This window comes from Streptomyces megasporus (assembly GCF_000718985.1).
GTDB classification, from domain to species: Bacteria; Actinomycetota; Actinomycetes; order Streptomycetales; family Streptomycetaceae; genus Streptomyces; species Streptomyces megasporus.
This window is the reverse complement of sequence record NZ_JODL01000013.1, coordinates 1-24,263: the sequence shown is the minus strand read 5'-3', so window position 1 is coordinate 24,263 and position 24,263 is coordinate 1. Positions and strand designations below refer to the sequence as shown.

At 74.4% G+C, this 24,263-nt stretch carries 26 protein-coding genes and 1 pseudogene; 18 read left to right on the top strand and 9 right to left on the bottom strand.

The window, feature by feature from the left end; genetic code table 11:
• Positions 1-118 precede the first annotated feature (118 nt).
• From IF47_RS0113185 to IF47_RS0113130, 12 genes are all read left to right on the top strand, one after another.
• Positions 119-1,756, top strand: a complete 1,638-nt coding sequence (locus IF47_RS0113185) for a carbamoyltransferase family protein (RefSeq protein WP_031508921.1) — start codon at positions 119-121, stop codon at positions 1,754-1,756.
• The gene (locus IF47_RS0113180; protein WP_078591796.1) at positions 1,753-2,835 is read left to right on the top strand and encodes a glycosyltransferase family 2 protein; all 1,083 of its coding nucleotides are present in this window, start codon (positions 1,753-1,755) and stop codon (positions 2,833-2,835) included. The genes IF47_RS0113185 and IF47_RS0113180 overlap by 4 nt, the downstream gene beginning before the upstream one ends.
• A complete protein-coding gene (locus tag IF47_RS29435; RefSeq protein WP_211257205.1) occupies positions 2,832-3,500 on the top strand; it encodes a D-glycero-alpha-D-manno-heptose-1,7-bisphosphate 7-phosphatase in 669 nt (222 codons plus the stop codon). The genes IF47_RS0113180 and IF47_RS29435 overlap by 4 nt, the downstream gene beginning before the upstream one ends.
• On the top strand, positions 3,497-4,588 hold the full coding sequence (locus IF47_RS31210; protein WP_051717575.1) for a glycosyltransferase family 9 protein: 1,092 nt from the start codon (positions 3,497-3,499) through the stop codon (positions 4,586-4,588). Before IF47_RS29435 ends, IF47_RS31210 begins: the two co-directional genes overlap by 4 nt.
• Positions 4,585-5,547 (top strand): glycosyltransferase, encoded by a 963-nt coding sequence (locus tag IF47_RS0113165; protein WP_031508917.1) that lies wholly within the window; start codon positions 4,585-4,587, stop codon positions 5,545-5,547. Before IF47_RS31210 ends, IF47_RS0113165 begins: the two co-directional genes overlap by 4 nt.
• The gene (locus tag IF47_RS0113160; RefSeq protein ID WP_031508916.1) at positions 5,544-6,773 is read left to right on the top strand and encodes a glycosyltransferase; all 1,230 of its coding nucleotides are present in this window, start codon (positions 5,544-5,546) and stop codon (positions 6,771-6,773) included. The genes IF47_RS0113165 and IF47_RS0113160 overlap by 4 nt, the downstream gene beginning before the upstream one ends.
• Positions 6,770-7,522, top strand: coding sequence for a D-sedoheptulose-7-phosphate isomerase (locus IF47_RS0113155; protein ID WP_078591794.1), 753 nt, complete (start codon positions 6,770-6,772; stop codon positions 7,520-7,522). The genes IF47_RS0113160 and IF47_RS0113155 overlap by 4 nt, the downstream gene beginning before the upstream one ends.
• Entirely contained in the window at positions 7,515-8,993 is a 1,479-nt protein-coding gene (gene rfaE2 / locus IF47_RS0113150; protein ID WP_051717574.1) for a D-glycero-beta-D-manno-heptose 1-phosphate adenylyltransferase, read from the top strand. Before IF47_RS0113155 ends, rfaE2 begins: the two co-directional genes overlap by 8 nt.
• Before the next feature lie 20 nt (positions 8,994-9,013).
• Positions 9,014-10,009: a glycosyltransferase family 9 protein gene (locus IF47_RS0113145; RefSeq protein ID WP_078591793.1), complete on the top strand. Its 996-nt coding sequence runs from the start codon at positions 9,014-9,016 to the stop codon at positions 10,007-10,009.
• A complete protein-coding gene (locus IF47_RS0113140; protein WP_031508912.1) occupies positions 10,006-10,878 on the top strand; it encodes a glycosyltransferase family 2 protein in 873 nt (290 codons plus the stop codon). Before IF47_RS0113145 ends, IF47_RS0113140 begins: the two co-directional genes overlap by 4 nt.
• Before the next feature lie 67 nt (positions 10,879-10,945).
• Positions 10,946-11,827, top strand: a complete 882-nt coding sequence (locus tag IF47_RS0113135; protein WP_031508911.1) for a glycosyltransferase family 2 protein — start codon at positions 10,946-10,948, stop codon at positions 11,825-11,827.
• A gap of 89 nt (positions 11,828-11,916) precedes the next feature.
• Positions 11,917-12,318, top strand: coding sequence for a hypothetical protein (locus tag IF47_RS0113130; RefSeq protein WP_031508910.1), 402 nt, complete (start codon positions 11,917-11,919; stop codon positions 12,316-12,318).
• Positions 12,319-12,418: 100 nt separating this feature from the next.
• On the opposite strand, the gene IF47_RS0113125 is transcribed toward IF47_RS0113130, so the two are convergent.
• Positions 12,419-12,820, bottom strand: a complete 402-nt coding sequence (locus IF47_RS0113125) for a ChaB family protein (RefSeq protein ID WP_031508909.1) — start codon at positions 12,818-12,820, stop codon at positions 12,419-12,421.
• A 149-nt stretch (positions 12,821-12,969) separates the two neighbouring features.
• Here IF47_RS0113125 and IF47_RS0113120 point away from each other — a divergent pair, with 149 nt between their 5' ends.
• Entirely contained in the window at positions 12,970-13,404 is a 435-nt protein-coding gene (locus IF47_RS0113120) for a DUF2267 domain-containing protein (RefSeq protein ID WP_031508908.1), read from the top strand.
• 159 nt (positions 13,405-13,563) lie between these two features.
• On the opposite strand, the gene IF47_RS0113115 is transcribed toward IF47_RS0113120, so the two are convergent.
• Entirely contained in the window at positions 13,564-13,911 is a 348-nt protein-coding gene (locus tag IF47_RS0113115) for a DUF8129 domain-containing protein (RefSeq protein ID WP_031508907.1), read from the bottom strand.
• 194 nt (positions 13,912-14,105) lie between these two features.
• On the opposite strand from IF47_RS0113115, the gene IF47_RS0113110 reads away from it, so the two are divergent.
• Both IF47_RS0113110 and IF47_RS0113105 read left to right on the top strand, forming a co-directional pair.
• Positions 14,106-14,921: an SAM-dependent methyltransferase gene (locus IF47_RS0113110; protein WP_031508906.1), complete on the top strand. Its 816-nt coding sequence runs from the start codon at positions 14,106-14,108 to the stop codon at positions 14,919-14,921.
• On the top strand, positions 14,918-17,110 hold the full coding sequence (locus IF47_RS0113105; RefSeq protein WP_031508905.1) for a putative bifunctional diguanylate cyclase/phosphodiesterase: 2,193 nt from the start codon (positions 14,918-14,920) through the stop codon (positions 17,108-17,110). Before IF47_RS0113110 ends, IF47_RS0113105 begins: the two co-directional genes overlap by 4 nt.
• Positions 17,111-17,257: 147 nt before the next feature.
• Here IF47_RS0113105 and IF47_RS0113100 read toward each other — a convergent pair whose 3' ends face one another.
• Positions 17,258-17,602 carry a DUF3140 domain-containing protein gene (locus IF47_RS0113100; protein WP_031508904.1) on the bottom strand — a complete coding sequence of 115 codons (345 nt, stop codon included), beginning with the start codon at positions 17,600-17,602 and terminating at the stop codon, positions 17,258-17,260.
• Positions 17,603-17,682: 80 nt separating this feature from the next.
• Positions 17,683-18,150, bottom strand: coding sequence for a redox-sensitive transcriptional activator SoxR (gene soxR / locus IF47_RS0113095; protein WP_031508903.1), 468 nt, complete (start codon positions 18,148-18,150; stop codon positions 17,683-17,685).
• A 56-nt stretch (positions 18,151-18,206) separates the two neighbouring features.
• Here soxR and IF47_RS0113090 point away from each other — a divergent pair, with 56 nt between their 5' ends.
• Positions 18,207-18,938 carry a thiamine pyrophosphate-dependent enzyme gene (locus IF47_RS0113090; protein ID WP_031508902.1) on the top strand — a complete coding sequence of 244 codons (732 nt, stop codon included), beginning with the start codon at positions 18,207-18,209 and terminating at the stop codon, positions 18,936-18,938.
• Positions 18,939-18,988: 50 nt separating this feature from the next.
• Complete coding sequence (locus IF47_RS0113085) at positions 18,989-19,906, top strand: transketolase family protein (RefSeq protein ID WP_031508901.1); 918 nt, start codon at positions 18,989-18,991, stop codon at positions 19,904-19,906.
• A gap of 54 nt (positions 19,907-19,960) precedes the next feature.
• On the opposite strand, the gene IF47_RS0113080 is transcribed toward IF47_RS0113085, so the two are convergent.
• A complete protein-coding gene (locus tag IF47_RS0113080; protein WP_031508900.1) occupies positions 19,961-20,881 on the bottom strand; it encodes an alpha/beta fold hydrolase in 921 nt (306 codons plus the stop codon).
• Positions 20,882-21,314: 433 nt separating this feature from the next.
• Between IF47_RS0113080 and IF47_RS0113075 the strand changes: the two genes are divergently transcribed.
• The gene (locus IF47_RS0113075) at positions 21,315-22,526 is read left to right on the top strand and encodes an acyl-CoA dehydrogenase family protein (protein ID WP_031508899.1); all 1,212 of its coding nucleotides are present in this window, start codon (positions 21,315-21,317) and stop codon (positions 22,524-22,526) included.
• Positions 22,527-22,606: 80 nt separating this feature from the next.
• Here the strand turns inward: IF47_RS0113075 and IF47_RS0113070 are convergent, their stop codons facing one another.
• The 4 genes and pseudogenes from IF47_RS0113070 to IF47_RS31520 all read right to left on the bottom strand — a co-directional run.
• A complete protein-coding gene (locus IF47_RS0113070; RefSeq protein ID WP_031508898.1) occupies positions 22,607-23,185 on the bottom strand; it encodes a GAF domain-containing protein in 579 nt (192 codons plus the stop codon).
• Positions 23,166-23,756 (bottom strand): GTP-binding protein, encoded by a 591-nt coding sequence (locus tag IF47_RS0113065; RefSeq protein WP_031508897.1) that lies wholly within the window; start codon positions 23,754-23,756, stop codon positions 23,166-23,168. The genes IF47_RS0113070 and IF47_RS0113065 overlap by 20 nt, the downstream gene beginning before the upstream one ends.
• Positions 23,734-24,108 (bottom strand): DUF742 domain-containing protein, encoded by a 375-nt coding sequence (locus IF47_RS0113060; protein WP_031509023.1) that lies wholly within the window; start codon positions 24,106-24,108, stop codon positions 23,734-23,736. Before IF47_RS0113060 ends, IF47_RS0113065 begins: the two co-directional genes overlap by 23 nt.
• A 4-nt stretch (positions 24,109-24,112) precedes the next feature.
• Positions 24,113-24,263 (bottom strand): annotated as a pseudogene (locus IF47_RS31520) (roadblock/LC7 domain-containing protein); the annotation flags it as partial.

Here is a 24,263-nt window from a genome sequence, read left to right as displayed (position 1 = left end):
TGGGGAGTCACTTCCCCCCGAAAGAGTCGATCTCGGACGTTTGACGAGGCTGCCGAGGGTAACCACGGAGGCCACGGCATCCCGCGCCATCGGGACGAACAAGACGGAGGCACTCTCTATGCGCATCCTCGGCATCAACGCCGTCTTCCACGACCCGGCAGCGGCGCTCGTGATCGACGGCAGGACGGTCGCGGCGGCGGAGGAGGAGCGGTTCAGCCGACGCAAGCACGGCAAGCGGCCGGTGCCCTTCTCCGCGTGGGAGATGCCCGAGCAGTCCGCGGCCTGGTGTCTGAGGCAGGCCGGGCTCACCCCCGCCGACCTCGACGCCGTCGCCTACTCCTTCGACCCCGACCTGGCCGCCCCGGCCGACTCCCTGGGGCTGAACGACCCCTGGGACCACCTGCGCCAGGAGTACGCGCGGCGTGCCCCCTCCTTCCTCGCCGAGGCGCTGCCGGGCCTGGACCCGTCCATCGTCCGCTTCGTCCCCCACCACATGGCGCACGCCGCCTCCGCCGGGATCGCCGGGCCGCACCGCGACACCGCCGTGCTGGTGCTCGACGGTCGCGGCGAGTCCGCCTCCCACCTGTCCGGGCGCTACCACGGGGACCGGCTGGAGGTGCTGGCCGCCCAGCGGCTCCCCCACTCCCTCGGGCTGGTCTACGAGGAGCTGACCGAGCACCTGGGCTTCCTGCGTTCCAGCGACGAGTACAAGGTGATGGCGCTCGCCTCCTACGGCAAGCCGCGCTTCCTGCCCGAGCTGAGGGAGTGGGTGCACGCCACCGGGAAGGGCGGCTTCCGGGCCCACGGGGTGGAGTGGGGCGCGCTGGCCGCGGCCCGCCGGCCGGGCGCCGAGTGGACCCAGGAACACGCCGACCTGGCCGCCAGCGCCCAGGCCGTGCTGGAGGAGACCCTGCTGGACCTGGTGAGCTGGCTGCACGCGGAGAGCGGCGGCGAGGAGTTGACCATGGCCGGCGGCGTCGCCCTCAACTGCGTGGCCAACTCCCGGATCGCCGCCGAGGGCCCCTACCGCCGGGTGTGGGTGCAGCCGGCGGCCGGTGACGCGGGCACCGCGCTGGGCGCCGCCCTCCACCTGGCCGCCGCGCACGACGAGTCGCCGCTGCCGATGCCCGGCGCCGACCTGGGCCGCGGCTGGTCGGACGAGGAGATCGAGAGCTTCCTGAAGGACGCCGCCGTCCCCTACGAGCGGCCCGCCGACATCGCCGAGACGGTCGCCGAGACCCTCGCCGCCGACGGTGTCGTCGCCTGGTTCCAGGGCCGCAGCGAGTACGGTCCGCGGGCGCTGGGGCACCGTTCGCTGCTCGCCCATCCGGGCCGGGCGGAGAACCTGGACCGGCTCAACCGGGTCAAGGGCCGCGAGGAGTTCCGCCCGGTGGCCCCCATGGTCGCCGAGCACCGCGCCGCGGAGATCTTCGACGGGCCGATCCCCAGCCCGTACATGCTGTTCGTGCACGACGTGGCACGCGAGTGGCGGGACCGCATCCCGGCCGTGGTGCACGTCGACGGCACCGCCCGCATCCAGACCGTGAACCCCGAGAGCGAGCCGCTGGTGGCGCGGATGCTGGACGCCTTCGAACGCCGCACCGGGCTGCCGGTGGTGGTCAACACCAGCCTCAACACCGCCGGACGCCCGATGGTGGACTCCCCGCGCGACGCGCTGGAGTGCTTCGGCTCCTCGCCCGTGGACCTGCTGGCGATCGGCCCGTTCGCGGTCCGTCGCGGAAGGGCGTTCGCATGAGCGCCCCCCACCAGGCGGCCGTCGACTACTCCGTGGTGATACCCACCGTCGGGCGGCCCTGCCTGGCGGACTGTCTGGCGGCGCTCGCCGAGTCGATCGGACCCGAGCCGCGCGAGATCGTGATCGTGGACGACCGTCCGCAGCCCGAGCCGCTCCGCGAGGACCTGCCGTTGGACGCCCTGGGGCCGCTGCGCGAGCGCGCCGGCGTGGTGCAGACCGGCGGTCTGGGCCCGGCCGGCGCCCGCAACGCCGGGTGGCGGCTGGTCACCGCGCCCTGGGTGGCCTTCCTCGACGACGACGTGCGGGTCGGCGCCCGCTGGCGCGAGTCCCTCGTCCGGGACCTGGCCGAGGCCGACCCCACCGTCGCCGGGGTGCAGGGCGTCCTGGACGTGCCGCTGCCCATCGGGCGGCGGCCCACCGACTGGGAGCGCGGCACCGCCGGGCTGGTCCGCGCCCAGTGGGCCACGGCCGACATGGCCTACCGGGCCGAGGCACTCAAGGCGGTCGGCGGTTTCGACGAGCGCTTCCCCCGCGCCTTCCGCGAGGACGCCGACCTGGCGCTGCGGATCCTGGACGACGGCTGGCGCATTCGGCGCGGCAGCCGGCTGACCACGCACCCGGTGCGGCCGGCGGACCGTTGGGTGTCGCTGCGCGCGCAGCGCGGCAACGCCGACGACGCGCTGATGCTGCGGCTGCACGGCCCCACCTGGTGGCAGCGGGCCGCCGCTCCCAAGGGACGCATCCGCCGCCACGCCCTGACCACCGCCGCCGGGGCGGCGGCGATCGCCCTGGCCGCCGCCGGGCGGCGGCGCTCCGCCGCCCTGGCCGGGGCGGGTTGGCTGCTGGGCACGGCCGAGTTCGCCCGGGCCCGGATCGCTCCGGGCCCCCGGACCCGCGAGGAGGTCACGACCATGCTGGTGACGAGCGCGCTCATACCTCCCCTGGCGGTCTGGCACCGGTTGGTCGGGACGCTGCGCCACCGGCACGCCTCCCCCTGGGACGCGGACGGGTCGCGCGCCTCCGCCGTCCCCGCCGTTCCCGGCGGGACCGGCGGAGGCGACCGGGACGGTGACGCATGACGGCGGCGCGCGCGGTGCTCTTCGACCGGGACGGCACCCTGGTGGAGGACGTCCCCTACAACGGCGACCCGGCGCTGGTGCGCCCGATGCCGGGCGCCGCCGAGGCGCTGGCGCTGCTGCGCTCCCTCGGGGTGCCGACCGCGGTGGTCACCAACCAGTCCGGCATCGCCCGCGGCCGGTTCGGCTGGGACGACATGGGCCGGGTGCACGCCCGGATCGACGAACTCCTCGGCCCCTTCCACGCCTGGGCCGTCTGCCCGCACGGCCCCGACGACGGCTGCGGGTGCCGCAAGCCCGCCCCCGGCCTGGTGCTGGACGTCGCCCGGCGGCTGGGGGTCTCCCCCGCCGAGTGCGTGGTCGTCGGGGACATCGGCTCCGACATGGCGGCGGCGCGGGCCGCCGGCGCCCGCGGTGTCCTGGTCCCCACCCCCGTCACGCGGCCGGAGGAGGTCCGGGCCGCGCCCGTGGTCGCCCCCGACCTGCTCACCGCCGTGCGCGTCGCGCTGGACGGCGGGCCCGACGTGCCCGCGCCGGTGTCCGTCCCGGCCGCCGGTCGCGCGGGCGCCCGCCGGCCCGCGCGGGTCCTCACCCATCCGACCACCCGCCCGACCGACCGCCCGACCGACCGCCCCACCGACCGCCCCACCGTCCGGAGGCCGTCATGAGAGCCCTGGTCGCACGCCTGGACAGCTTCGGCGACGTGCTCCTGGCCGGCCCGGCGGTGCGCGCCGTCGCGGCGCGCGCCGAGCGGGTGACGCTGCTGTGCGGGCCGCGCGGCGCCCCCGCCGGGCGGATGCTGCCCGGGGTGGACGAGGTGCTGGTCTGGGACGCCCCCTGGGTGGGGTTCGACCCGCCCCCCACCGACCGCGCCGGGATCGAGAAGGCCGTCGACGAGATCGCGGCCCGGCGCTGTGACACCGCCCTGGTCCTGGCCTCGGCCCACCAGAGCCCCCTGCCGACCGCGCTGGTGCTGCGGATGGCGGGCGTGCCGCGGATCGCCGCCGACAGCGTCCACTACCCCGGCTCGCTGCTGGACGTGCGCCACAAGCGCGACGAGCACGCCCACGAGGCCGAGGCCGCGCTGGCGCTGGCCGAGGCGGCGGGCTTCCCCCTGCCCGCCGGCGACGACGGGCGGCTGCGGGTGCTGCCGCCGCCCGAGACGCGGGCGCTGACCGGTCCGCCCGGCTACGTCGTCCTGCACCCGGGGGCGAGCGTGCCCGCCCGCCGCTGGAGCCCGCGGCTGTCGGCCGAGGCCGTGGCCGCCCTGGCCGAGGCCGGACACCGGGTGGTGGTCACCGGCGTGCCCGAGGAGCGCGAACTGACCGCGTACGTCGCGGGATCGGACGGGCTCGACCTGGGCGGACGCACCTCCCCGGAGGAGCTGGCCGGGGTGTTGGCGGGAGCGGAGGCCGTGGTCACCGGGAACACCGGGCCGGCCCATCTGGCCGCCGCCGTGGGGGCGCCGGTGGTCTCGCTCTTCTCCCCCGTCGTCCCGGCCGAGCGCTGGGCGCCCTTCCGCGTGCCGCTGGTGCTGCTGGGCGACCAGCGGGCGCCGTGCGCGCGGACCCGGGCCCGAATCTGCCCGGTCCCCGGGCATCCCTGCCTGGACCGTGTGACCCCCCAGGACGTGGTCGCCGCCGTGGAGAAGGTCGCCGTGGAGAAAGTCGTGGCCGAGAGCGGCCGGCAGGACGCCGACGCCGGAGGCGATCGACGAGGAACAGCCGCCGAGGGCGGCCGGGAAGGAGCCGCATGAGGATCCTGCTGTGGCACGTGCACGGCTCCTGGACCACCGCGTTCGTCCAGGGACCGCACACCTACCTGGTACCCGTCACCCCCGACCGGGGACCCGACGGGCTCGGCCGCGCCGTCACCTTCGACTGGCCCGACAGCGTCGTGGAGCTGCCGCCGGAACGGCTGCGGGAGACGGACGTCGACCTGGTGGTGCTCCAGCGCCCGCACGAGCTCGGCCTGGCCGAACGATGGCTGGGCCGGCGGCCGGGCCGTGACGTGCCCGCCGTCTACCTGGAGCACAACGCGCCGGACGGGAACGTGCCCGACACCCGTCATCCGATGGCCGACCGGCCGGAGTTGACGATCGTCCACGTCACCCACTTCAACCGGCTGTTCTGGGACTGCGGGACCACGCCCACCACCGTGATCGAGCACGGGATCGTCGATCCCGGGCCGCTGTGGACGGGCGAGCTGGCGCGGGCGGCCGTGGTGGTCAACGAGCCGCTGCGCCGCGGTCGCACCACCGGCACCGACCTGCTGCCGCACTTCGCGCGGGCCGCGCCGCTGGACGTCTTCGGCATGCGCACCCACGGGGTGGCCGACCGGCTCGGTCTGCCCGAGGACCGCTGCCGTGCCCAGGACCTCCCCCAGCGCGAGCTGCACCGGGCCATGGCCAGGCGCCGGGTGTACGTGCACCCGATCCGCTGGACGTCGCTCGGGCTGTCCCTGCTGGAGGCCATGCACCTGGGCATGCCCGTGGTCGCCCTCGACACCACCGAGGCGTCCGAGGCCGTGCCCGAGGGGGCCGGGGTGCTCTCCAACCGGCCGGACGTGCTGGCCGACGCCGTGCGCGCGTTCGTCGCCGATCCCGTCCTCGCGCGGGAGACCGGCGAGAGAGCCCGCTCCGCGGCGCTGGCCCGCTACGGGCTGTCCCGCTTCCTGGACGACTGGGAACGGCTGACGAAGGAAGTGACCCGATGAGGATCGCCATGGTGTCCGAGCACGCGAGTCCCCTCGCGGCGCTCGGCGGCCCCGACGCCGGTGGCCAGAACGTGTACGTCGCCCAACTGTCGAAGGCGCTCGCCCGGCGGGGGCACCTCGTCACCGTCCACACCCGCCGGGACGCCCCCGAGCCGCCCGACCGGGTGCCGTTCGGGCCCGGCGTCGTCGTCGAGCACGTGCCCGCGGGGCCGGCGCGGCCGGTGCCCAAGGACGACCTGCTGGAGTACATGCCGGACTTCGGCGCCCACCTGGCCCGCCGCTGGGCCGAACAGCGCCCGCACGTGGTGCACGCGCACTTCTGGATGTCGGGCCTGGCCGCGCTGGCCGGTTCGCGCGGGCTGGGCGTCCCCGTCGTGCAGACCTTCCACGCCCTGGGCAGCGTCAAGCGGCGCCACCAGGGCGCGGACGACACCAGCCCGCCCGAGCGGATCGAGGTGGAGCGGCGGATCGGGCGCGAGTGCGGCCGTGTCATGGCGACCTGCACGGACGAGGTGTTCGAGCTGACCGCCCTGGGCGTGCCGCCGGAGCGCACCTCGGTGGTGCCGTGCGGTGTGGACACCGACGAGTTCGGTCCCGACGTCCCCGCCGAGGTCCCGGCCGGGGCCGGCGGGCGGCGCTTCGGCCGGCGGCTGCTGGCGATCGGCCGTCTGGTGCCCCGGAAGGGCTTCGACCAGGCGATCACGGCGCTGGCCGAGATCCCCGACGCCGAACTGCTGATCGCCGGCGGCCCCGAGCCCGCGCGGCTGGCGTCCGATCCCGAGGCCGAGCGGCTGCGGCGGCTGGCCGGGGAGCTGGGCGTGGCGGACCGGGTGCGGCTGCTGGGCGCCGTGCCGCACGAGCGGATGCCGGGCCTGATCCGCGGCGCCGACCTGGTGCTGTCCACGCCGCGCTACGAACCGTTCGGCATCGTCCCGCTGGAGGCCATGGCCTGCGGGGTGCCGATCGTCGCCACCGGTGTGGGGGGCCATCTGGACTCGGTCGCCGACAAGGTGACCGGGCGGCTGGTGCCCCCGGGGGACCCCGGCGCGCTGGCCCGCGCCGTCAACGAGCTGGTCGGCTCGCCGGAGGTGCTGCGGCGCTACGGCGAGGCCGGTCGGAAACGCGCCCTGGCCCGCTTCTCGTGGGAGCGGGTGGCCGACGGCGCCGAGCAGGTGTACGCCCAGGTGGTCGCGAGCCACCGCGTTCCCACGGGGGCGATCCAATGACGACGACACCCAGGACCGAGACGACCCACGACCCCGCGTCCCCGGCGTCGGGGAACGGCCACCGGGCCGCCCCGGCGGCCGACGGGGCGGTGACCGCCCACTGCGACGCGCTGCTGCGGGCGCTCGTCCCCTTCCGCGCCCAGGCCGACACCGCCCGGCGCTGGGGCGAGCGGCTGGCGAAGGTGCTGTCCGGCGGCGGACGGCTGCTGGCGGCCGGGAACGGCGGCAGCGCCGCCCAGGCCCAGCACCTGACCGCCGAGTTGGTGGGGCGTTACCGCGACGACCGGCCGCCGTTCTCCGCCATCGCCCTGCACGCCGACACCTCCTCCACCACCGCCATCGCCAACGACTACGGCGTGGACGAGGTGTTCGCCCGTCAGGTGCGGGCCCACGGCCGCGAGGGCGACGTGCTGATGCTGCTGTCGACCAGCGGCGCCAGCGCCAACCTGCTGTCGGCCGCCGAGGCCGGCCGCGAGGCGGGGATGTCGGTGTGGGCGCTGACCGGGCCCGCGCCCAACCCGCTGGCCGCGGCCGGCGACGAGTCGCTGTGCGTCCGCGCGGACACCACGGCGACGGTGCAGGAACTCCATCTGGTGACGGTGCACATGCTGTGCGCCGCGTTCGACGCCGCGCTGGACGTCTCGCCGCGGCGCGCGACGGAGGACGACGAGGGGAGGACGGACGATGACACCGACGCCACCGACACCGCCGACACCACCGCCGACGCCACCGGCCCGGCCGATGTCTGAGGGGCCCTCGTCCCCGGCCGTCGCCACACCGCTCGTCGTGGTCGGCGACGCCCTGCTCGACCGCGACCTGGTCGGCCGCGCCGAGCGTCTGGCGCCGGACGCCCCGGTGCCGGTGCTGGACGACTGCGAGGAGTTGCTGCGGCCGGGCGGCGCCGCTCTGGCCGCCTACGTGGCGGCGCTCGGCGGGCGCGAGGTCACGCTGGTGACCGCGCTGGGCGAGGACCCGGCCAGTGCCCGGCTCTGCGAGATGCTGGCCCCCTGGGTCACCGTGGCCGCGCTGCCGCTGGACGGCTCCCTGTCGGAGAAGACCCGCGTGCTGGCCGGGGGACGCCCGGTGGTCCGGATGGACCGGGGCGACGGTCGGGCCGCGCCGATCCCCTCGGGGGCCGTGCCCGAGGAGGCCCGCGAGGCGATCGTCTCGGCCCCGGCCCTGCTGGTCTCCGACTACGGCCGGGGCACCGCGGACGTGGTGCGCGAGCTGCTGGCCGAGCGGGCCGCCCGGGTGCCGCTGGTGTGGGACCCGCACCCGCGCGGCCGGGAACCGGTGCCCGGCACCCGGTTGGTGACCCCGACGGCGAAGGAGGCCCGGCTGTTCGCCGCCCGTCTGGACGGCGGGGACCGGCCGGACGCCACGGGCGGCTCGGACGCCCCGGAGAGCCTCCACACCGCCGCCCGGCACGCGCAGGCGCTGGCCGACGCCTGGGGCGTCGGCTCGGTGGTGATCACCCTCGGCGAGCGGGGCGCCCTGCTGTCCTACGGAGACCATCCGCTGCTGGTGCCCACGCCCGCCCGGCACAGCGGCGACTCGTGCGGCGCGGGCGACCAGTTCGCGGCCAGCGCCGCCGGGCTGCTCGCCGACGGGGCGCTGCCGGAGACGGCCGTGCGGGGCGCGGTGGCCGCCGCCACCGGCTACGTCGCGGCCGGGGGCGCGGGGGCGCTGGCCTTCCCCGACCGGGCCACGCCCCCGCCCCCCTCGGGGGAGGACGCCGAGCGGCTGGTGGCCCGGGTGCGGGCGGCCGGCGGCACCGTGGTGGCCACCGGCGGGTGTTTCGACCTGCTGCACGCCGGACACGTGGGGTTGCTCCAGGAGGCCCGGCGCACCGGCGACTGTCTGGTGGTCTGCCTCAACTCCGACGCCTCCGTGCGCCGCCGCAAGGGTCCGGGCCGTCCCATCAACCCGCTGGCCGACCGCGTCCGGGTGCTGCGTGCGCTGGAGTGCGTGGACGCGGTGGCGGTGTTCGACGAGGACACCCCCGAGGAGCTGCTCAAACGGCTCCGGCCGGACGTGTGGGTCAAGGGCGGCGACTACGCGCTCGCCGACCTGCCCGAGGCGGCGCTGGTGGAGAGCTGGGGCGGGCAGGCGGTGCTGCTGCCGTACCTGGACGGCCGTTCCAGCAGTCGCATCGCGGCGCGCGCGGCGGTGTCCGTCGGTGTCCGTGGCCCGGAGTCCGGTTCGGTGAGCGGCCGGTGACGGCTTCGACGAACGGTCCGATGAACGGTCCGGTGGACGATCCGGTGACGGTTCCGGTGAACGGCTCGGCGGGCGCGCCCCACCGGCCCCGGGTCCTGGTGCTGCGCGCGCTGGGTCTGGGCGACCTGTTGGCCGGGGTGCCCGCGCTGCGGGCGCTGCGCCGGGAGTTCGGCCGGCACGAGATCGTGCTGGCCGCGCCGCGGGAGCTGGAGCCGCTGGTCCGCCTCTGCGGCGCCGTGGACACCCTGTTGCCCGCCTCGGCGCCCGGCCGTGCCGTGCCCGAGGAGATCGCCTGGCGGGGGGCGCCCCCGGACGTCGCCGTCGACCTGCACGGCAGGGGGCCGGAGAGCATGCGGCCCCTGGAACGGCTGGGGCCGCGCCGTCTGTTGGCCTTCGCGGCCCCCGACGGACCCGAATGGCGTGCCGAGGAACACGAGCGGGACCGCTGGTGCCGCCTCCTGTCCTGGTACGGCGTGCCGGCCGATCCGCGGGATCTGGGCCTGCCCCGTCCCGCCGCGGTCTCCCCCGCGCCGGGCGCGGTGGTGCTCCATCCGGGCGCGGGGTCGCCGGCGCGTTGCTGGCCCGTGGAGCGGTACGCGGCGGTGGCCGCCGAACTGCGGCGCTCGGGCCGTCGCGTGGTGGTCACCGGCGGTCCGCTGGAACACGATCTGACGGCGCGCCTGGCCAAGCTGGCCGGCCTGCCCGATACGGACGTCCTCGGCGCCCCGCCCCTGGAGAGGCTCGCCGCGCTGGTGGCCGACGCCTCGGCCGTGGTGAGCGGCGACACCGGCATCGCCCATCTGGCCGTCGCCCAGGGCACCCCCTCGGTCACCCTCTTCGGTCCGGTCCCGCCCCGGCTGTGGGGCCCGCCGGACCTGCCGCGCCACCGGGCGCTGTGGCATCCCGGCCCGCCGGGGAACCCGCACGGCCGCGTTCCCGATCCGCTGCTGCTGCGCATCCGGCCAAAGGAGGTGCTGGCCGCCCTGTCCCGCCTACCGGAGGTACGTGCCGCATGACGGACCCGTCGATCGGTGTGGTCATCGCCACCCGCAACCGCGCCGACAGCCTCGCGCGGACCCTGCGCCGACTGACGGAGCTGCCCGAACGGCCGGCGGTCCTGGTGGTCGACAACGCCTCCACCGACCACACCCGCACCATGGTCCGGACGCTGTTCCCGCGGGTGGATCTCCTGCCGCTGCCCGTCAACCGCGGGGCGATCGCCCGCAATCTGGGGGTGAAGGCGATCGGCACTCCCTGTGTCGCCTTCAGCGACGACGACTCCTGGTGGGAGCCGGGCGCGCTGGAGCGGGCCGCCGATCTGATGCGCCGGCATCCCCGGCTGGGGTTGATCGCCGCACGCACCCGCGTCGGCCCCGAGGAGGCGCCCGACCCGCTCAACGACTTGTTGGACGGATCGCCGCTGGGTCGGGCCGGGGACCTGCCCGGTCCGCAGGTGCTGGGGTTCCTGGGGTGCGCCTCGGTGGTGCGGCGGTCGGCGTTCCTGGACGCCGGGGGGTTCCATCCGCTGCTGTTCTTCGGCGCCGAGGAGACCCTGCTGGCCTACGACCTGTCCGCCCGGGGCTGGGGGGTCAGCTACTGCCCCGAGGTCACCGCCCACCACCATCCGGACCCCTCCCCCCGGTCCGGGCGCGGCGCCCAGGTGCGCCGCAACGAACTGCTCACCTGCTGGTTGCGCCGCCCGCTGCCGCTGGCCCTGCGCCGCACCCGCGCGCTGGCCGCCGAGGCCCGCCGCGACCCGGTGGCCCGGCAGGCCCTGCGCGGGGTGCTGGCCGCGCTGCCCGCGGCCCTGCGCGCCCGCAGGCCCCTGCCGCCGTACGTGGAGGAAGCCGCCCGCCGTGTGGAAGGACAGCACCGTGGCCCCTGAGAACACCGGGTCCGCCGAGGCCGCCGCGTCCGCCGGGTTCGCCGAGACCCGGGACGCCGACCCCCGGATATCGGTCGTGGTGATCACCCACGACCGGCGCGAGGAACTGCTGCGCACCCTGGGCCGGTTGGCCGAACTGCCCGAGCGTCCGCCGGTGTTCGTCGTCGACAACGCCTCCTCGGACGGCACCGTCGAGACCGTGGCCCGCGTCCACCCGTGGGTGCGGCTGCTGCGGGCGGAGCGGAACCTGGGGGCGGTGGGCCGCAATGTGGCGGTGGAGCGCGTCACCACCCCGTACGTGGCCTTCTGCGACGACGACACCTGGTGGGAGCCGGGCTCGTTGGCACGGGCGGCCGACCTGCTGGACGCGCACCCGCGGCTGGCGACGGTCACGGCGCGCATCGTGGTGGAGCCCGACGGCGTCGAGGACCCGATCGTCGCCGAGCTGCGCGACTCGCCGCTGTCCGGGCCCGACTGGCTGCCCGGCCCGGCGCTGGGCTCCTTCCTGGCCGGGGCGACCGTGCTGCGCGTCGACGCCTTCCGCGCGGCGGGCGGCTTCTCGCCGCGGCTGTGGCTGGGCGGGGAGGAGGAGCTGCTGGCCGTCGACCTCGCGGCGCGCGGCTGGTGGCTGGTCTATGCCGAGGAGTTGACGGTCCACCACGCGCCCTCGGCGGCGCGGGACGCGACGCGGCGACGGGAGGACGGGCTGCGCAACACGCTGTGGTTCACCTGGCTGCGCCGTCCGCTGCCCGCGGCGCTGCGCCGCACCGCCTTCCTGGCCCGCACCGTGCCGCGGGACGCGGCGTCGGCGCGGGCGTTCGGGCGGGCCCTGGCCGGGTTGCCGTGGGTGCTGCGCGAGCGCCGGGTGGTGCCGGAGGAGGTGGAGGACGGGCTGCGGTTGCTGGAGGACGCGCAGCGCCGCTCCACCGCCCGCCGGTACGTCGGCTGAGGCGGTGGGGCGGCGCCGTCGGGCGCCGGTCGGGTCGGGACTGCTCGGCGGCTTGACCTCAAGCGCGGTTGAGGGGACAGGCTCGGACCATGACCACGCGCGACGACACGGTCCTCCTCTTCCGCAACACCATGCGCATCGCCGACGGCCGGCTGGAGAGCTTCCGTGAGGCCATCGTCCGGGCCGTGGAGTTCGCCCGGCGGCACGGGCCGCAGCTGATGGTGGGGACCTTCGTGGACGAGGAACGGATGCTCGCGCACAGCTTCCGGCTCTACCGGGACTCCGACACGGTCCGCACGCACTGGAGGCTCGCGGCCCCGTACATCCGGGAGGTGATGGAGCACTGTCGGGTGGAGCGCTTCGAGGTGTTCGGCGAGCCGGACGCCGATGTGGTGGCGGGCGTGCGCTCGGCGCTGGGCGAGGAGTGCCCGCTCACGTCCTCCCCCCGTGTCGCCGGTTTCGTCCGCTTCGCCGCGGAGTCTCGGGCGTGAGTCGAGGGACCCGGCCGGCCGTCACCCGGCGACCGCGCCGGCCGTGGTCCCTCGGGGGCGAGGGACCACGGCCGGCGCTTCCCCGCGGCTCCGGCGGTCCCTAGGAGCGCGCCTTGCGGGTCTCGGAGCGGTTCGCCTTGCGGATGGCGTCGAGCAGTTCGCCCTTGGTCATCCGGGAGCGTCCGTCGATGTCCAGCCGCTTGGCGACCGAGTACAGGTGCTCCTTGGTGGCGTTCTCGTCGACGCCCTCACCGGAGCGTCCGCCCTTCCCGCGCGGGCGGGCGGCCCGCTCGTCCGAGGGGCCCTTGCGTCCGCCCTCCTTGCGCTCCCAGTGGTCGCCCACCTTCTCGAACGTGTGCTTGAGGGCGCTGAAGGCCGTCTGGTGGGCGCGGCGGCCCTCGCCGTACTGCTCCACGGCGGAGTCGTGGGCCTTGATCCAGGTGCGCCGCGCCTCCTCGGGAGAGCGCTCCAGGGTCGAGGGGAGCTCCTTCCGTCCCGGCACGTGTCTCACCTCCGATTGTCCGTATTCACACCGGATGCCCTGGTCCGGGATGCGGAAACGGCAGGTGTCGCCGCGCGTCGGTCGGGTCACCCGCACCGAGGGGAGCGCGGGAGCCGGAGAAGACGAGAACACCGAGAGAGGTGCCCACCATGCGCTACGAGGAGTTCACCGGCCAGGTCCAGGCGCAGGCGGCGCTGCCCGACCGGCAGTCGGCGGAGCGGGCCGTGCGGGCCACGCTGGAGACGCTGGCCGAGCGGATACCGGACGGGGTGGCCGACCATCTGGCCGCCCAACTGCCCGGGGAGGCGGCGGAGTCCTTGCGCCGGGTGGTGGCCGGGGACGAGACCTCGCCGCACCGCCGGTCCGACACCCGCGCCCACGGCGAACCGTTCGACCTGACCACCTTCGCCGGGCGGGTGGCCTGGCGCTCCCGGGCGTCGGAGGACACCGCCGTACGGGAGGCCACGGCGGTGCTGGAGGTCCTGGACGCGGCGGTCTCCCCCGAGCTGATGCTCAAGGTCGGCCGCGTCCTGCCCCCGGACATCCGGGAGCTGCTGCCGTCCTCCCGCGCGACGGAGGACTGAGCGGGGGACCGAGCGGGGCCGGGCGCGGGAAGGCCGAGCGGGCACACGGCGACCGGCCCCCGGGGCGGGGACAGGGCCCCGGGGGCTCGGCACGCAGGCCGGACGGCTCTCGGGGACCGTCCGGCCTCGCGGACCCGCCTCGGCGACGGCCCGGACGGCCTAGAAGCGGTTGCCCTTGGGCCGGGCGGCCTGGTCGGGCGTCCCGTGGGGCGGCGGGTGGTAGGGCTGGGGCGAGGTCGCGGGGGTGACGGGGGAACCGCCGGGTTCCCCGCGCGGCCCGGTGGGCGGCTGGGTGCTGCCCGGGGACTGGGGGCTGCCCGCCTCGAGCTGCCGCAGACGCGCCGTCAGCAGCGTGACCACATGGGCGCGGTCGGCGTGTTCGCGTTCGTAACGGATCAGTCGCTCCACGTCGCCCTCCGACAGGGACCGGATGCGGTGTTCCAGTTCGCCCGCGGAGAGGTGATCGTAGTCGGGCAACGGGAGTTCGTCGTGGTCGGTGGGGCTCATCCGTACCGGGTTTCCGGGTGCGCGACCGGAAAACACGGTCGTTGCCACGATTAACCGTACGGAGGAACCGGGGCAAGCTATACGTAGCGGGTCGCGCCCGGAGCGCGACCGCCGAGAATCCGTGTACCTGTTCGCCTGGGATCAGTAGCCTCATCAGTCCCAGTGTCATATTCGGCTACCGGTTGGAGACTTCGATGGAGCGTCCCGCCTGGGCTCCACAGGGCATCGATCCGTCCGTCCCGAGTGTTTCCCGCATCTACGACTACTACCTGGGCGGGTCGCACAACTTCGAGGCCGACCGGGAGGCGGCCCGGCGGGCCATCGCGGCGTTCCCCGGCCTTCCCAAGATCATGCAGGCGAACCGCGCGTTCATGCGCCGGGCCGTCCGCTTCGCCGTGGCCGAGGGCGTGACGCAGTTCCTCGACATCGGCTCGGGCATACCGACCTTCGGCAACGTCCACGAGGTCGCCCGGGCCGCCGCTCCCGAGGCCCGGGTCGTCTACGTGGACAACGATCCCGTGGCCGTGGCCCACGGCCGGGCCGTCCTGGAGGGCGACGAGGCCCGCACCGGCATCGTGGCCGCCGACGTCCGCGAGCCCGAGGACATCGTCGACAGCGACGAGGTCGGCCGCCTGCTCGACCTGGGGAAACCGGTGGCCCTGTTGCTGGTGGCGCTGCTCCACTTCCTGGAGGACCACGACGACCCGTGGGGGAAGGTGGCCGAACTGCGCGACGCGCTCGCCCCGGGCAGCCTGTTGATCCTCACCCACGCCTCGGTCGAGGGCGGTCCGCGCGGGCCGGAGCAGGGGAGCGATGTGGAGGGCGTCTACCGCGACATCGGCTCGCCGCTGATCCTGCGGTCCCGCTCCGAGGTGGAACGGTTCTTCGAGGGCTTCGAGCTGGTCGAGCCCGGGCTGGTGGCCATGCCGAACTGGCGTCCGGACGGCCCGGTGGACCAGGAGGACCCCGTGGTCTTCACGGGTTTCGGCGGAGTGGGACGCAAGGCGTGAACCCGTCGGCCCGGAGACCTTCCGCGCCCGGCCGCCTTCCCGCGCCGGACGGTCCCGACGACCTCGACGACGGACACCGCCGCTTCACGAGGATCTGGAGCCGCGCGGTCTACCCCGCCACGGCCACCTCGATGACCCGCGGCGAGTTCGAGGAGTACCTGCTCCCCCTGGCCCGTCTGCTCGGCGACGCGCTGCACGCCCGCCCCTTCGACCCGTCACCGGGGCGCGTGGTGGGCGCGGCGCTCGTCGAGGCGCACTGCACCGCCCCCGACGCGCTGCCGCAGGTGCTCGGTGTGGTCGACGCCTACCTGCTGCTGTACTGCAGCGATCCGGCGGCGCTGCCCACCGAGGAGGGACGGGCCCGCTGCGCCCGGCTCCAGCACGCCATCTCGGCCGGGTTCGCCCGGGCCCTCCAGGAGCGCACCCGCGCCGAGCAGGAGGCGCTCTCGCGGGCCGCGCTCGCCGCGCGCGAGACCGTGGAGAAGGCCCTTCACGAGAGCGAGACCCGGTTCCGCGCGGTCTTCGAGGGGGCCGCGATCGGCATCGGGATCGCGGACATGGAGGGCCGCATCCTCGACCTCAACGGCGCGCTGGCCCGGATGTTCGGCGGATCGGAGCACCATGTGCGCAGCCGCCGCGTCTCCGACTGGGTCCACCCCGACGACGCGCCGGGCGTCTGGCGGCTCCACGAGGAATTGGTGCGCGGCGAGCGCGACCACTACCGGGTGGAGAAGCCGTACCCGCGCAGCGACGGCACCGTGCTGTGGACCAACCTGACCGTCTCGCTGCTGCGCGACGCCGACGGCGAGCCGCGCTACATGCTGGCGCTGATGGAGGACATCACCGAGCGGCGGCTGCTGAACCTGCGGCTGCGCTACGAGGCCACCCACGACGCGCTGACGGACCTGCCCAACCGCACGATGTTCTTCGAGCGCCTGGAGCACGCCCTCTCCCCCGACTCCGGGACCTCCCGGATCGGCCTGTGCTACCTGGACCTGGACGGCTTCAAGACCGTCAACGACAGTCTCGGCCACGCCGTGGGCGACCAGTTGCTGGTCAACGTGGCCGAGCGGTTGCAGAGCTGTGTGACCTCCCCGCGCCACCTGGTGGCGCGGATCGGCGGCGACGAGTTCGTGGCGCTGGTCAACGACCCGGTGTCGCCCTCGGAGGTGACCGACCTGGCCCGGCGGGCGCTGGACGCGCTGTCCTCCCCGATCCCCCTGGGCGGCCGGGAGCTGACCGTCCGCGCCAGCATCGGCATCGTCGAGGGCCCGGTCGGCGAGCTGACGCCGGCGGAGGTGCTGCGCAGCGCCGACATCACCATGTACCGGGCCAAGGCCCGCGGCGGGAACCGTTACGAACTGGCCGATCCCGACTCCGACGCCCGCACCATCAGCCGCCACATGCTGACCACCCACCTGCCCGCCGCCCTGGAGCACGAGGAGTTCTTCATCGAGTACCAGCCGCTGGTGCGGATGGACGACGGCAGCGTGGAGGGCGCCGAGGCCCTGGTGCGCTGGGCCCATCCGCGCCACGGGGTGCTGGGCCCGGACCGCTTCATCCCGCTCGCCGAGCACACCGGGCTGATCGTGCCGCTGGGCCGCTGGGTGCTGGAGCAGGCCGTGCGGCAGGCCTGCGAGTGGCAGGTGCGCGGCATCGGCGGCCCCCGGCCGCTGCGGGTGAACGTCAACCTCTCGCCCCGGCAGTTGCGCCACCCGGAACTGGTCGCGGAGACCGTGGCGATCCTGGGGAACGCCGGGCTCGACCCGTCCTCGCTCTGCCTGGAGGTCACCGAGAGCGCCCTGATCCGCGCCGACGACGACGAGCTGAAGCCCTTACGTCAACTCGCCGACCTGGGCGTGCGGATCGCCCTGGACGACTTCGGCACGGGCTACTCCAACCTGGCGAGCCTGCGCAGGCTGCCCGCGAGCACGTTGAAGCTGGACCGCTCCTTCACCCGGGGCCTCCAGCAGCACCCCGCCGACCCGGTCGACCTCAAGGTCGTCGAGGGCATCGTCTCGCTGGCCCACGCCCTCGACCTGGCCGTGACGGTCGAGGGCGTGGAGACCGCGGTCCAGGCGGAGCAGTTGCGCGAACTGGGCTGTGACTCCGCCCAGGGCTGGTACTACGCGCGGCCCGGGCCGCCGGAGAGGCTGGGGGGCGCGCTGCCGTTGGCGGCCGGGCAGTGAACCCGGACAGTGACCACTGCCGGCCGGCGCCGACCGGGACGGCCCGAGCGGGACCGGGAACCCGGTGACCGGGACGGAGAGAGGCGGGGCAGGGCCGGGGAGAGGCGGGACGGAAGGGGAGCGGAACGACAGGGAGGGCCGTGGATGTCAGGTCGTCTTGACGGGGTCGTGCCCCAGCGACATCATCCGGTGCCGCCACTCGGGGTCCCGCACGGCGTCCGCGACGCGCACCCGCTCGCGTTCGGCGTTGACGGTGTCCACCACCTCGCGCATCACCGCGAGGTCCTCGTCGGTGAGGTCGGTGCGCCGCTTCCGCAGGATCGCGAGCACCCGCTGTCCCGTCTCCGAGCCGGCCCGGTCCGGCAGCTCCTCGCCGCGCTCCCCGGACTCGCTCGTCCTGAGCCAGGCACCCAGCTCGTTCGAGCTCATGTTCACCACGCCGTGGAAGTCGTCCCACAGCGCTTCCAGCTCCACTCCGGACATGTCGGCCATCGTGTCGCACCTCCCGGTTCTCGGGTCCGGCGAGTGCCCGCGCGCGGCCGGGGGAAACCCGGCCGCGCGCGGTGATCGCGTCACGCCTTTGCGGGTTCCGGCTCGTCCTCCTCCAGATAGCGGGCGCCGGGGCCGCTCCGCCCGGCGATGTCGTGCGGGTTGTACAGGCCGCACTTGCGCAGGCTGAGACAGCCGCAGCCGATGCAGCCGGTCAGCCGCTCCTTGAGCCGCTCCAACTCGGCGATCCGGTCGTCGATCCTCCGCTGCCAGGTGCGTGCCACGGCGTTCCACTCCGTGGCGTTGGGGGCCCGGTCCGCGGGCAGTCGGTCCAGCGCGGCGCGGACCTCCTCCAGGGACAGGCCGACCCGCTGGGCGGCCCGTACGAAGGCGACCCGACGCAGCGTGGCGCGAGGGTAGCGACGCTGGTTCCCCGAGGTCCGCTCCGAGTGGATCAGCCCGACCTCCTCGTAGTAGCGCAGGGCGGAGGGAGCGACACCGGAGCGGGCGGCCAGTTCACCGATGGCGAGTCGTCCGTCTCGGTTCGTCATGGCGCGAGCATAGCGGGCTTGACCTCAAGCCGACTTGAGATTGCAGCCTTCTGTCCATGACACCGACGACACCGATCGCCGAACCGCTCTCCACCGCCCCGGACCGCGCGTACGGGTACGCCGACCTCCCCGCCCTGATGTCCCTGATGACCGGCGACGAGAAGCACGGCCCGGCCGCCACCTCCACTCTGGACGCCCTGTGGGTCCTCTACGACCGGGTGCTGCGCGTCTCCCCCGCCCGCCTCGACGATCCCGGCCGGGACCGCTTCCTGCTCTCCAAGGGGCACGGACCCATGGCGTACTACGCCGTGCTCGCCGCCAAGGGCTTCCTCTCCGTCGACCTGCTGCCGGGCTTCGGCTCCCACCACTCCCCGCTGGGCCACCACCCGGATCGGACGCTGGTCCCCGGGGTGGAGATCGGCAGCGGCTCGCTCGGGCACGGACTCCCGCTGGCCGTGGGGACCGCGCTCGGACTGCGCGCCCGCGGACTGACCGATCCGCGGGTGTGGGTGCTGGTCGGGGACGCCGAGTTGGACGAGGGCAGCAACCACGAGGCGATCGCGTTCGCCGGGGCGATCGGACTCGACCGGCTGCACACCCTGGTGATCGACAACTCCTCGGCCTCCCACGCCCTGCCCGGCGGCATCGTCGCCCGGTTCACGGCCGCGGGCTGGTCGGTGACGGCCGTGGACGGCCGTGACCACGAGGCGCTGTACGCCGCCTTCACCCGACCGCACCCCGGACGTCCGCACGCGGTGGTCGCCCACGTCGAGCCCAAGCACGCCTGACTCCCACCCGGCCTCTCCCCACCCGGTCTCACCGAAAGGACCCCTTCGCCGTGGACACCATGCGCGAGCGCTTCTCCGCCGTCACCTCCCGCCTGCTGGACGAGGACCCGCGTCTGGCGGTCGTCCTCGCCGACATCGGTGAGGACGGCTTCCACCGGGCCGCCGAGCGTCATCCGGATCGGGTGATCAACGTCGGCATCCGGGAGCAACTGCTGGTCGGGGTCGGCGGCGGGCTGGCCCTGGCCGGGCTCCGCCCGGTGCTGCACACCTTCGCCTCCTTCCTGGTCGAACGCCCCTTCGAGCAGGTGAAGCTGGACTTCGGTCACCAGGGGGTGGGCGGGGTGCTGGTGAGCGCCGGGGGTTCCTACGACAAGCCCGCGAGCGGCTTCACCCACATGGCCCCGGGCGACGTGGCGCTGCTGGACACCCTGGACGGCTGGACCGTGCACGTGCCCGGCCACCCCGACGAGGCCGAGACCCTGCTGCGGCACGCGTACGCGGCCGGGGACGAGAGGGTGTACGTCCGGCTGTCGGAGCAGACCAACGCCCGGCCCCGACCGGTCACCGGCGAGGGTTTCCTCACCGTCCGGCGCGGCCGGCCCGGGGCACCCGTGGTGGTGGCGGTCGGTCCGCTGCTGGACAGCGCCCTCGCCGCCGTCGAGGGGCTGGACGCGACCGTGCTGTACGCCGCCACCGTCCGTCCCCTCGACACCCCGGCCCTGCGGGCGGCCGTGGCCGGCGCGCCCGCGGCCGAGGTCGTCCTCGTCGAGCCGTATCTGGCGGGCACCTCCACGGCCGCGGTCGCGAACGCCCTCGTCGACGTCCCGCACCGGGTGCTCGGGCTGGGCACCGCGCGGGCCGAGCTGCGCCGTTACGGCACGATCGAGGAGCACGTGGCGGCCCACGGGCTGGACCCACGCTCGCTGCGGGAGCGGATCACGGCCTTCACCGCCCGCGCCGCCGGCTGACCGGAGCCGTCCGGGTCCGCCCGGCCGTCCGACGCACCGGACGGCCGGGCGGCCTCACACGTGCCGGTCGAGCCAGGCCAGCAGGTCGGCCTGGACCTCGTCGCGGTTGGTCTCGTTCAGGATCTCGTGCCGGGCCCCCTCGTACGCCCGCCAGGACACCTCCCGCAGCCCCAGATAGCGGAAGTCCTCCAGGAGTTCGTAGACCAGCGTCATCCCCTGGTGGCAGGGGTCCCGGTCGCCCACCGCGACGTGCACCGGCAGGTCGCGCGGGACGCGGTCGAGCTGCCGCGGGTCGTTGATCTTGCGCACCCCGAGCACCCAGTCCAGCGACAGGCCCGCGCTGAACGGGAAGCCGCACGCCTCGTCGGCGACATAGCGGTCGACCTCCGCCTCGTCGCGGGAGAGCCACTCGAAGCCGGTGCGGTGCTCGTAGGGGTCGTTGAAGGAGGCGAAGAGGTCGGGCACGAAGTCGGAGAGGGCGTCGCGACCGCCGCGGGCGATCTCCTCCTCCAGCCGTTCCACCGAGGTCCGCGTCTCCGCGCCGGGCAGCGAGCGGAAGGTTCCCGAGAGCACCAGTCCGGCCAGCTCGCCGCCGTACTCCTGGGCGTAGTCCCGGGCGAGTTGGGAGCCCATGCTGTGTCCGAGGAGGACGTGGGGCACGCCGGGCATCTCCGCGCGGAGCCGGTCGCCGACCGCCTTCAGGTCCTCGACCACGGCCCGCCACCCGCTCTCCCCCACCACGCCGTATCCGCCGGTGTGTTCGGCGGTGGCGCCGTGACCGCGGTGGTCGGAGGCGACGACCGCGTAGCCGTGGTCGGCCAGGAAGCGGGCGAACCTGTCGTAGCGGCGGGCGTGTTCGGCCGCGCCGTGGGCGATCCGCACCAGCGCGCGGGGCGGCGCGTCCGGCGGGAACCAGGTGTAGGTGGCGACGGGCACTCCGTCGGGCGCCTCGGTGGTGTCGGCTCGCGGGGTCACGTCTCTCGTCCCTCCTCGTGGGTGTGCGGACACGTCCCTTCCCCACCACCGGCCCCGTTGAACATCATTCGACACATCGACAACTCCCGCCCCTACCACGGAATCTGACTTGGCGCAGGAGGTCCGACGCGCCCCCGAGTGTGATGTCGGCAACACCGAGCGTACGTGTAATCGGGCTATGCCACTGGGTAGTGCTCCCGGGACATCGGCTCGACTCCAATCATGTTCAACTCAACTCCCCACCCCACAGGGGCTCCTCCCTGGCCGAAGAAGGCGTGGGCGGCACTTGCCGCCACACCCTTGGGGGTGATCTTGTTATGACCGACATGTTGGAGACAACGTCGGCGGTGATCACGTCGCGGCGGGTCCACCACCGGCGCTCCGACACCACCCGGCCGCCAGGCGGGGGCGTAACAGCAGAAGAGGGCTCGTCATGGATCGTTATTTCGCTGACCAGCGGCACAGGGAGCTGCGCCGTCGGGTAAGGGAGTTCGCCGAACGTGAGGTTGAGCCGCGGGTACCCGACATGGAGGCGTCCCGCACCGTCTCCCACGAACTGTCCCGGCTGATAGCCCGCCAGGGCTGGATCGGGGCGACCATACCGACCGCGTACGGCGGCATGGGCGCGGGCCACCTGGCCAAGACCATCATCATCGAGGAGCTCGCCCGGGTGAGCGGCGCCATGGGCGCCATGGTCCAGGCGTCCCAGCTCGGCGTCGCCAAGATCCTCCACTTCGGTGACGAGGAGCAGAAGAAGCACTGGCTGCCCGCCATCGCCGCGGGCGACTGCCTGCCCACGATCGCCGTCACCGAACCCGAGTCCGGCGGGCACGTCCTCGGCATGACCAGCACCGCCGTCCGCGACGGCGACGACTACGTCCTCAACGGCCGCAAGGTCTTCGTCGGCAACAGCCACGTCGGCGACGTGCACGGGGTCGTGGTCCGCACCGGCCCCGGCTCCAAGGGCCTGACCGCCTTCCTGGTGGAGTCCGACCGCCCCGGCTTCTCCCTCGCCCCCCAGAAGCCGGCCATGGGACTGCACGGATTCAGCTTCGGCGAACTGATCTTCGACAACTGCCGCGTTCCCGCGGCCAACCGGCTCGGCGAGGAGGGGGACGGCCTGGCCGTCGCCTACTCCTCCAGCGTCCTGTACGGACGCCCCAACCTCACCGCCGTGTCGCTCGGCATCCACCAGGCCGTCATGGAGAGGACGGCCCGGTTCTGCACCGAGCGGGAGCGGTACGGCGCGCCCCTGGGCGAACTCGGCTCCATCAAGCTGAAACTGGGCCAGATGCAGTCCCGGCTGATGACCGCGCGACTGGCCGCCTACCACGCGGTGCACCTGCTGGACCGCGGTGTCTCCTGCGACGCGGAGCTGATGAACGCCAAGCTGGTGAACGTCGAGTACGCCCTGGACTCGGCGCGCGAGGCCATGGAGATCCACGCCGCCACCGGCCTGTTCACCGACAATCCCGTCGAGCGCTATCTGCGCGACGCCCACCACATCTTCGCCCCCGCCGGGACGTCGGACATCCAGCGGCTGCGGCTGGGCGAGGTGGCGCTGGGCACGGCGAAGGGCGAGTGGTCCGAGCGGCTCTCGGACCTGGTGCGGCTGGAGGAGCTGTACCCCGAGCCCGCTCTGTGACCCGCTCCCACCGGCGCCCCGCCCGGCCCGGTGGGACGCACCCGTTCCGTGAGCGCCCGGGCGCTCACGGAACGGGTGTCTCAGGCACCCTGCCGCTGTTCCATCCGGTGGATCTGATCCACCAGTTCGGCGGCCATCCCCTTGATGGTCTCCAGCCCCTGGCGACCCCACGGGCGCGGCTCCTGGTCCACCACGCACACCGTTCCGATCGCCATGCCGGTGCGGTCGATCAGCGGCGCGCCCAGGTAGGAGCGGATGCCGATCTCGTCCACGACCGGGTTCCCGGCGAAGCGCGGGTAGTCGCAGACGTCCTCCAACACCAGGGCCTTGCGCCGGACTATGACGTGCGGGCAGTAGCCGTGGTCGCGCGCCATCACCCGACCGACCTCGGGGGCCGGCTGCACGGGGCCCAGCTCCACCGTCCGGTCGGACCCCGGCGCGTACAGGCCGGCGAAGTACTGCCGGTCCTCGTCGATGAAGTTGACCATCGCGTAGGGCGCGCCCGTGATCTGCGCCAGTCTGCGCGCGAACTCGTCGAACTCCGGAACCGGGGCCTCCCCGATGCCCAACTCGCGCAACCTCGTGACCCGCGCCGGCGCCTCGTGGTCCTCGGGGGTGAGCAGCAGGTGGCTGGTGGGGTCATACGACGTCTGGGACATGGCCGCTCCTCGATTCGATCAAATGCTGGACAAGGGTGACGAGAACCTGTGTTCCGGAGCTGGCGTGCCGCGCGTCGCACATCACCACCGGCACCTCGGGCTTGAGGTCGATGGCCGCTCGGATCTCGTCGGGGTGGTAGCGGTGGGCGCCGTCGAACTCGTTGACCGCGACGACGAAGCCCAGTCCACGCCGCTCGAAATAATCCACGGCGGCGAAGCACTGGTCCAGACGCCGGGTGTCGGCGAGCACCACGGCGCCGAGCGCGCCGTTGGACAGCTCGTCCCACATGAACCAGAACCGTTCCTGGCCCGGTGTGCCGAACAGGTACAGCACGTGCTCGGCGCTGAGGGTGATCCGCCCGAAGTCCATCGCGACGGTGGTGGTCCGCTTGTCCTCCACCCCCTCCAGACTGTCCGTGGCGGCGCTGACCTGGGTGAGCAGTTCCTCCGTGCTGAGCGGCTCGATCTCGCTGACGGCGCCCACGAAGGTCGTCTTGCCGACGCCGAACCCGCCCGCGACCAGGATCTTCAGGGCGGTCGGAAACGGATCAGAGTCGTTTACGGAGTCCATGCAGCACCGCCTCCAGCAGTTCTCGGTCGGTCGGGTCCGCCCCCATCTGCAGGGGCGCCCGGGTGGTCACCGCGCCGCAGTCGACCAGGTCGGAGAGCAACACCTTGGTGACCACCGCGGGCAGCCGCACATGGGCGGCGATCTCGGCGACGGTCATCGGTCCGCCGCACAGGCTCAGCACCTGGGCGTGATCCGGCCCCAGATAGGTCTGCGGCTCGACGTCGGTGGCCATCACCATCGTCAGCAGGTCGAACTCGGCCGTCGGGCGTGTCCGCCCGTTGCTGACGGTGTACGGCCGGACCAGACGTCCGGCCGCGTCGTCCATCCACAGCGCCTCCTCGGGCTCCGGCATGTCCTCAGTGCCCCGCCGGTTGACGCGCCGGGGTGGCCAGGTACGGACGGACGCTCTTGACGAGCATCGCCATCTCGTAGCCGAGCACGGCCGCGTCCGCCTCGGCGTCGGCGAGGACGGCCAGGCAGGCGCCGGACCCGGCGGTCGAGACGAAC

Bases quoted from the DNA above. Each gene is read 5' to 3' on its own strand.
- IF47_RS0113185 (WP_031508921.1), top strand. From the start codon at position 119: ATGCGCATCCTCGGCATCAACGCCGTCTTCCACGACCCGGCAGCGGCG.
- IF47_RS0113180 (WP_078591796.1), top strand. From the start codon at position 1,753: ATGAGCGCCCCCCACCAGGCGGCCGTCGACTACTCCGTGGTGATACCC.
- IF47_RS29435 (WP_211257205.1), top strand. From the start codon at position 2,832: ATGACGGCGGCGCGCGCGGTGCTCTTCGACCGGGACGGCACCCTGGTG.
- IF47_RS31210 (WP_051717575.1), top strand. From the start codon at position 3,497: ATGAGAGCCCTGGTCGCACGCCTGGACAGCTTCGGCGACGTGCTCCTG.
- IF47_RS0113165 (WP_031508917.1), top strand. From the start codon at position 4,585: ATGAGGATCCTGCTGTGGCACGTGCACGGCTCCTGGACCACCGCGTTC.
- IF47_RS0113160 (WP_031508916.1), top strand. From the start codon at position 5,544: ATGAGGATCGCCATGGTGTCCGAGCACGCGAGTCCCCTCGCGGCGCTC.
- IF47_RS0113155 (WP_078591794.1), top strand. From the start codon at position 6,770: ATGACGACGACACCCAGGACCGAGACGACCCACGACCCCGCGTCCCCG.
- rfaE2 (WP_051717574.1), top strand. From the start codon at position 7,515: ATGTCTGAGGGGCCCTCGTCCCCGGCCGTCGCCACACCGCTCGTCGTG.
- IF47_RS0113145 (WP_078591793.1), top strand. From the start codon at position 9,014: ATGAACGGTCCGGTGGACGATCCGGTGACGGTTCCGGTGAACGGCTCG.
- IF47_RS0113140 (WP_031508912.1), top strand. From the start codon at position 10,006: ATGACGGACCCGTCGATCGGTGTGGTCATCGCCACCCGCAACCGCGCC.
- IF47_RS0113130 (WP_031508910.1), top strand. From the start codon at position 11,917: ATGACCACGCGCGACGACACGGTCCTCCTCTTCCGCAACACCATGCGC.
- IF47_RS0113120 (WP_031508908.1), top strand. From the start codon at position 12,970: ATGCGCTACGAGGAGTTCACCGGCCAGGTCCAGGCGCAGGCGGCGCTG.
- IF47_RS0113115 (WP_031508907.1), bottom strand. From the start codon at position 13,911: ATGAGCCCCACCGACCACGACGAACTCCCGTTGCCCGACTACGATCAC.
- IF47_RS0113110 (WP_031508906.1), top strand. From the start codon at position 14,106: ATGGAGCGTCCCGCCTGGGCTCCACAGGGCATCGATCCGTCCGTCCCG.
- IF47_RS0113100 (WP_031508904.1), bottom strand. From the start codon at position 17,602: ATGGCCGACATGTCCGGAGTGGAGCTGGAAGCGCTGTGGGACGACTTC.
- soxR (WP_031508903.1), bottom strand. From the start codon at position 18,150: ATGACGAACCGAGACGGACGACTCGCCATCGGTGAACTGGCCGCCCGC.
- IF47_RS0113090 (WP_031508902.1), top strand. From the start codon at position 18,207: ATGACACCGACGACACCGATCGCCGAACCGCTCTCCACCGCCCCGGAC.
- IF47_RS0113075 (WP_031508899.1), top strand. From the start codon at position 21,315: ATGGATCGTTATTTCGCTGACCAGCGGCACAGGGAGCTGCGCCGTCGG.
- IF47_RS0113070 (WP_031508898.1), bottom strand. From the start codon at position 23,185: ATGTCCCAGACGTCGTATGACCCCACCAGCCACCTGCTGCTCACCCCC.
- IF47_RS0113065 (WP_031508897.1), bottom strand. From the start codon at position 23,756: ATGGACTCCGTAAACGACTCTGATCCGTTTCCGACCGCCCTGAAGATC.
- IF47_RS0113060 (WP_031509023.1), bottom strand. From the start codon at position 24,108: ATGCCGGAGCCCGAGGAGGCGCTGTGGATGGACGACGCGGCCGGACGT.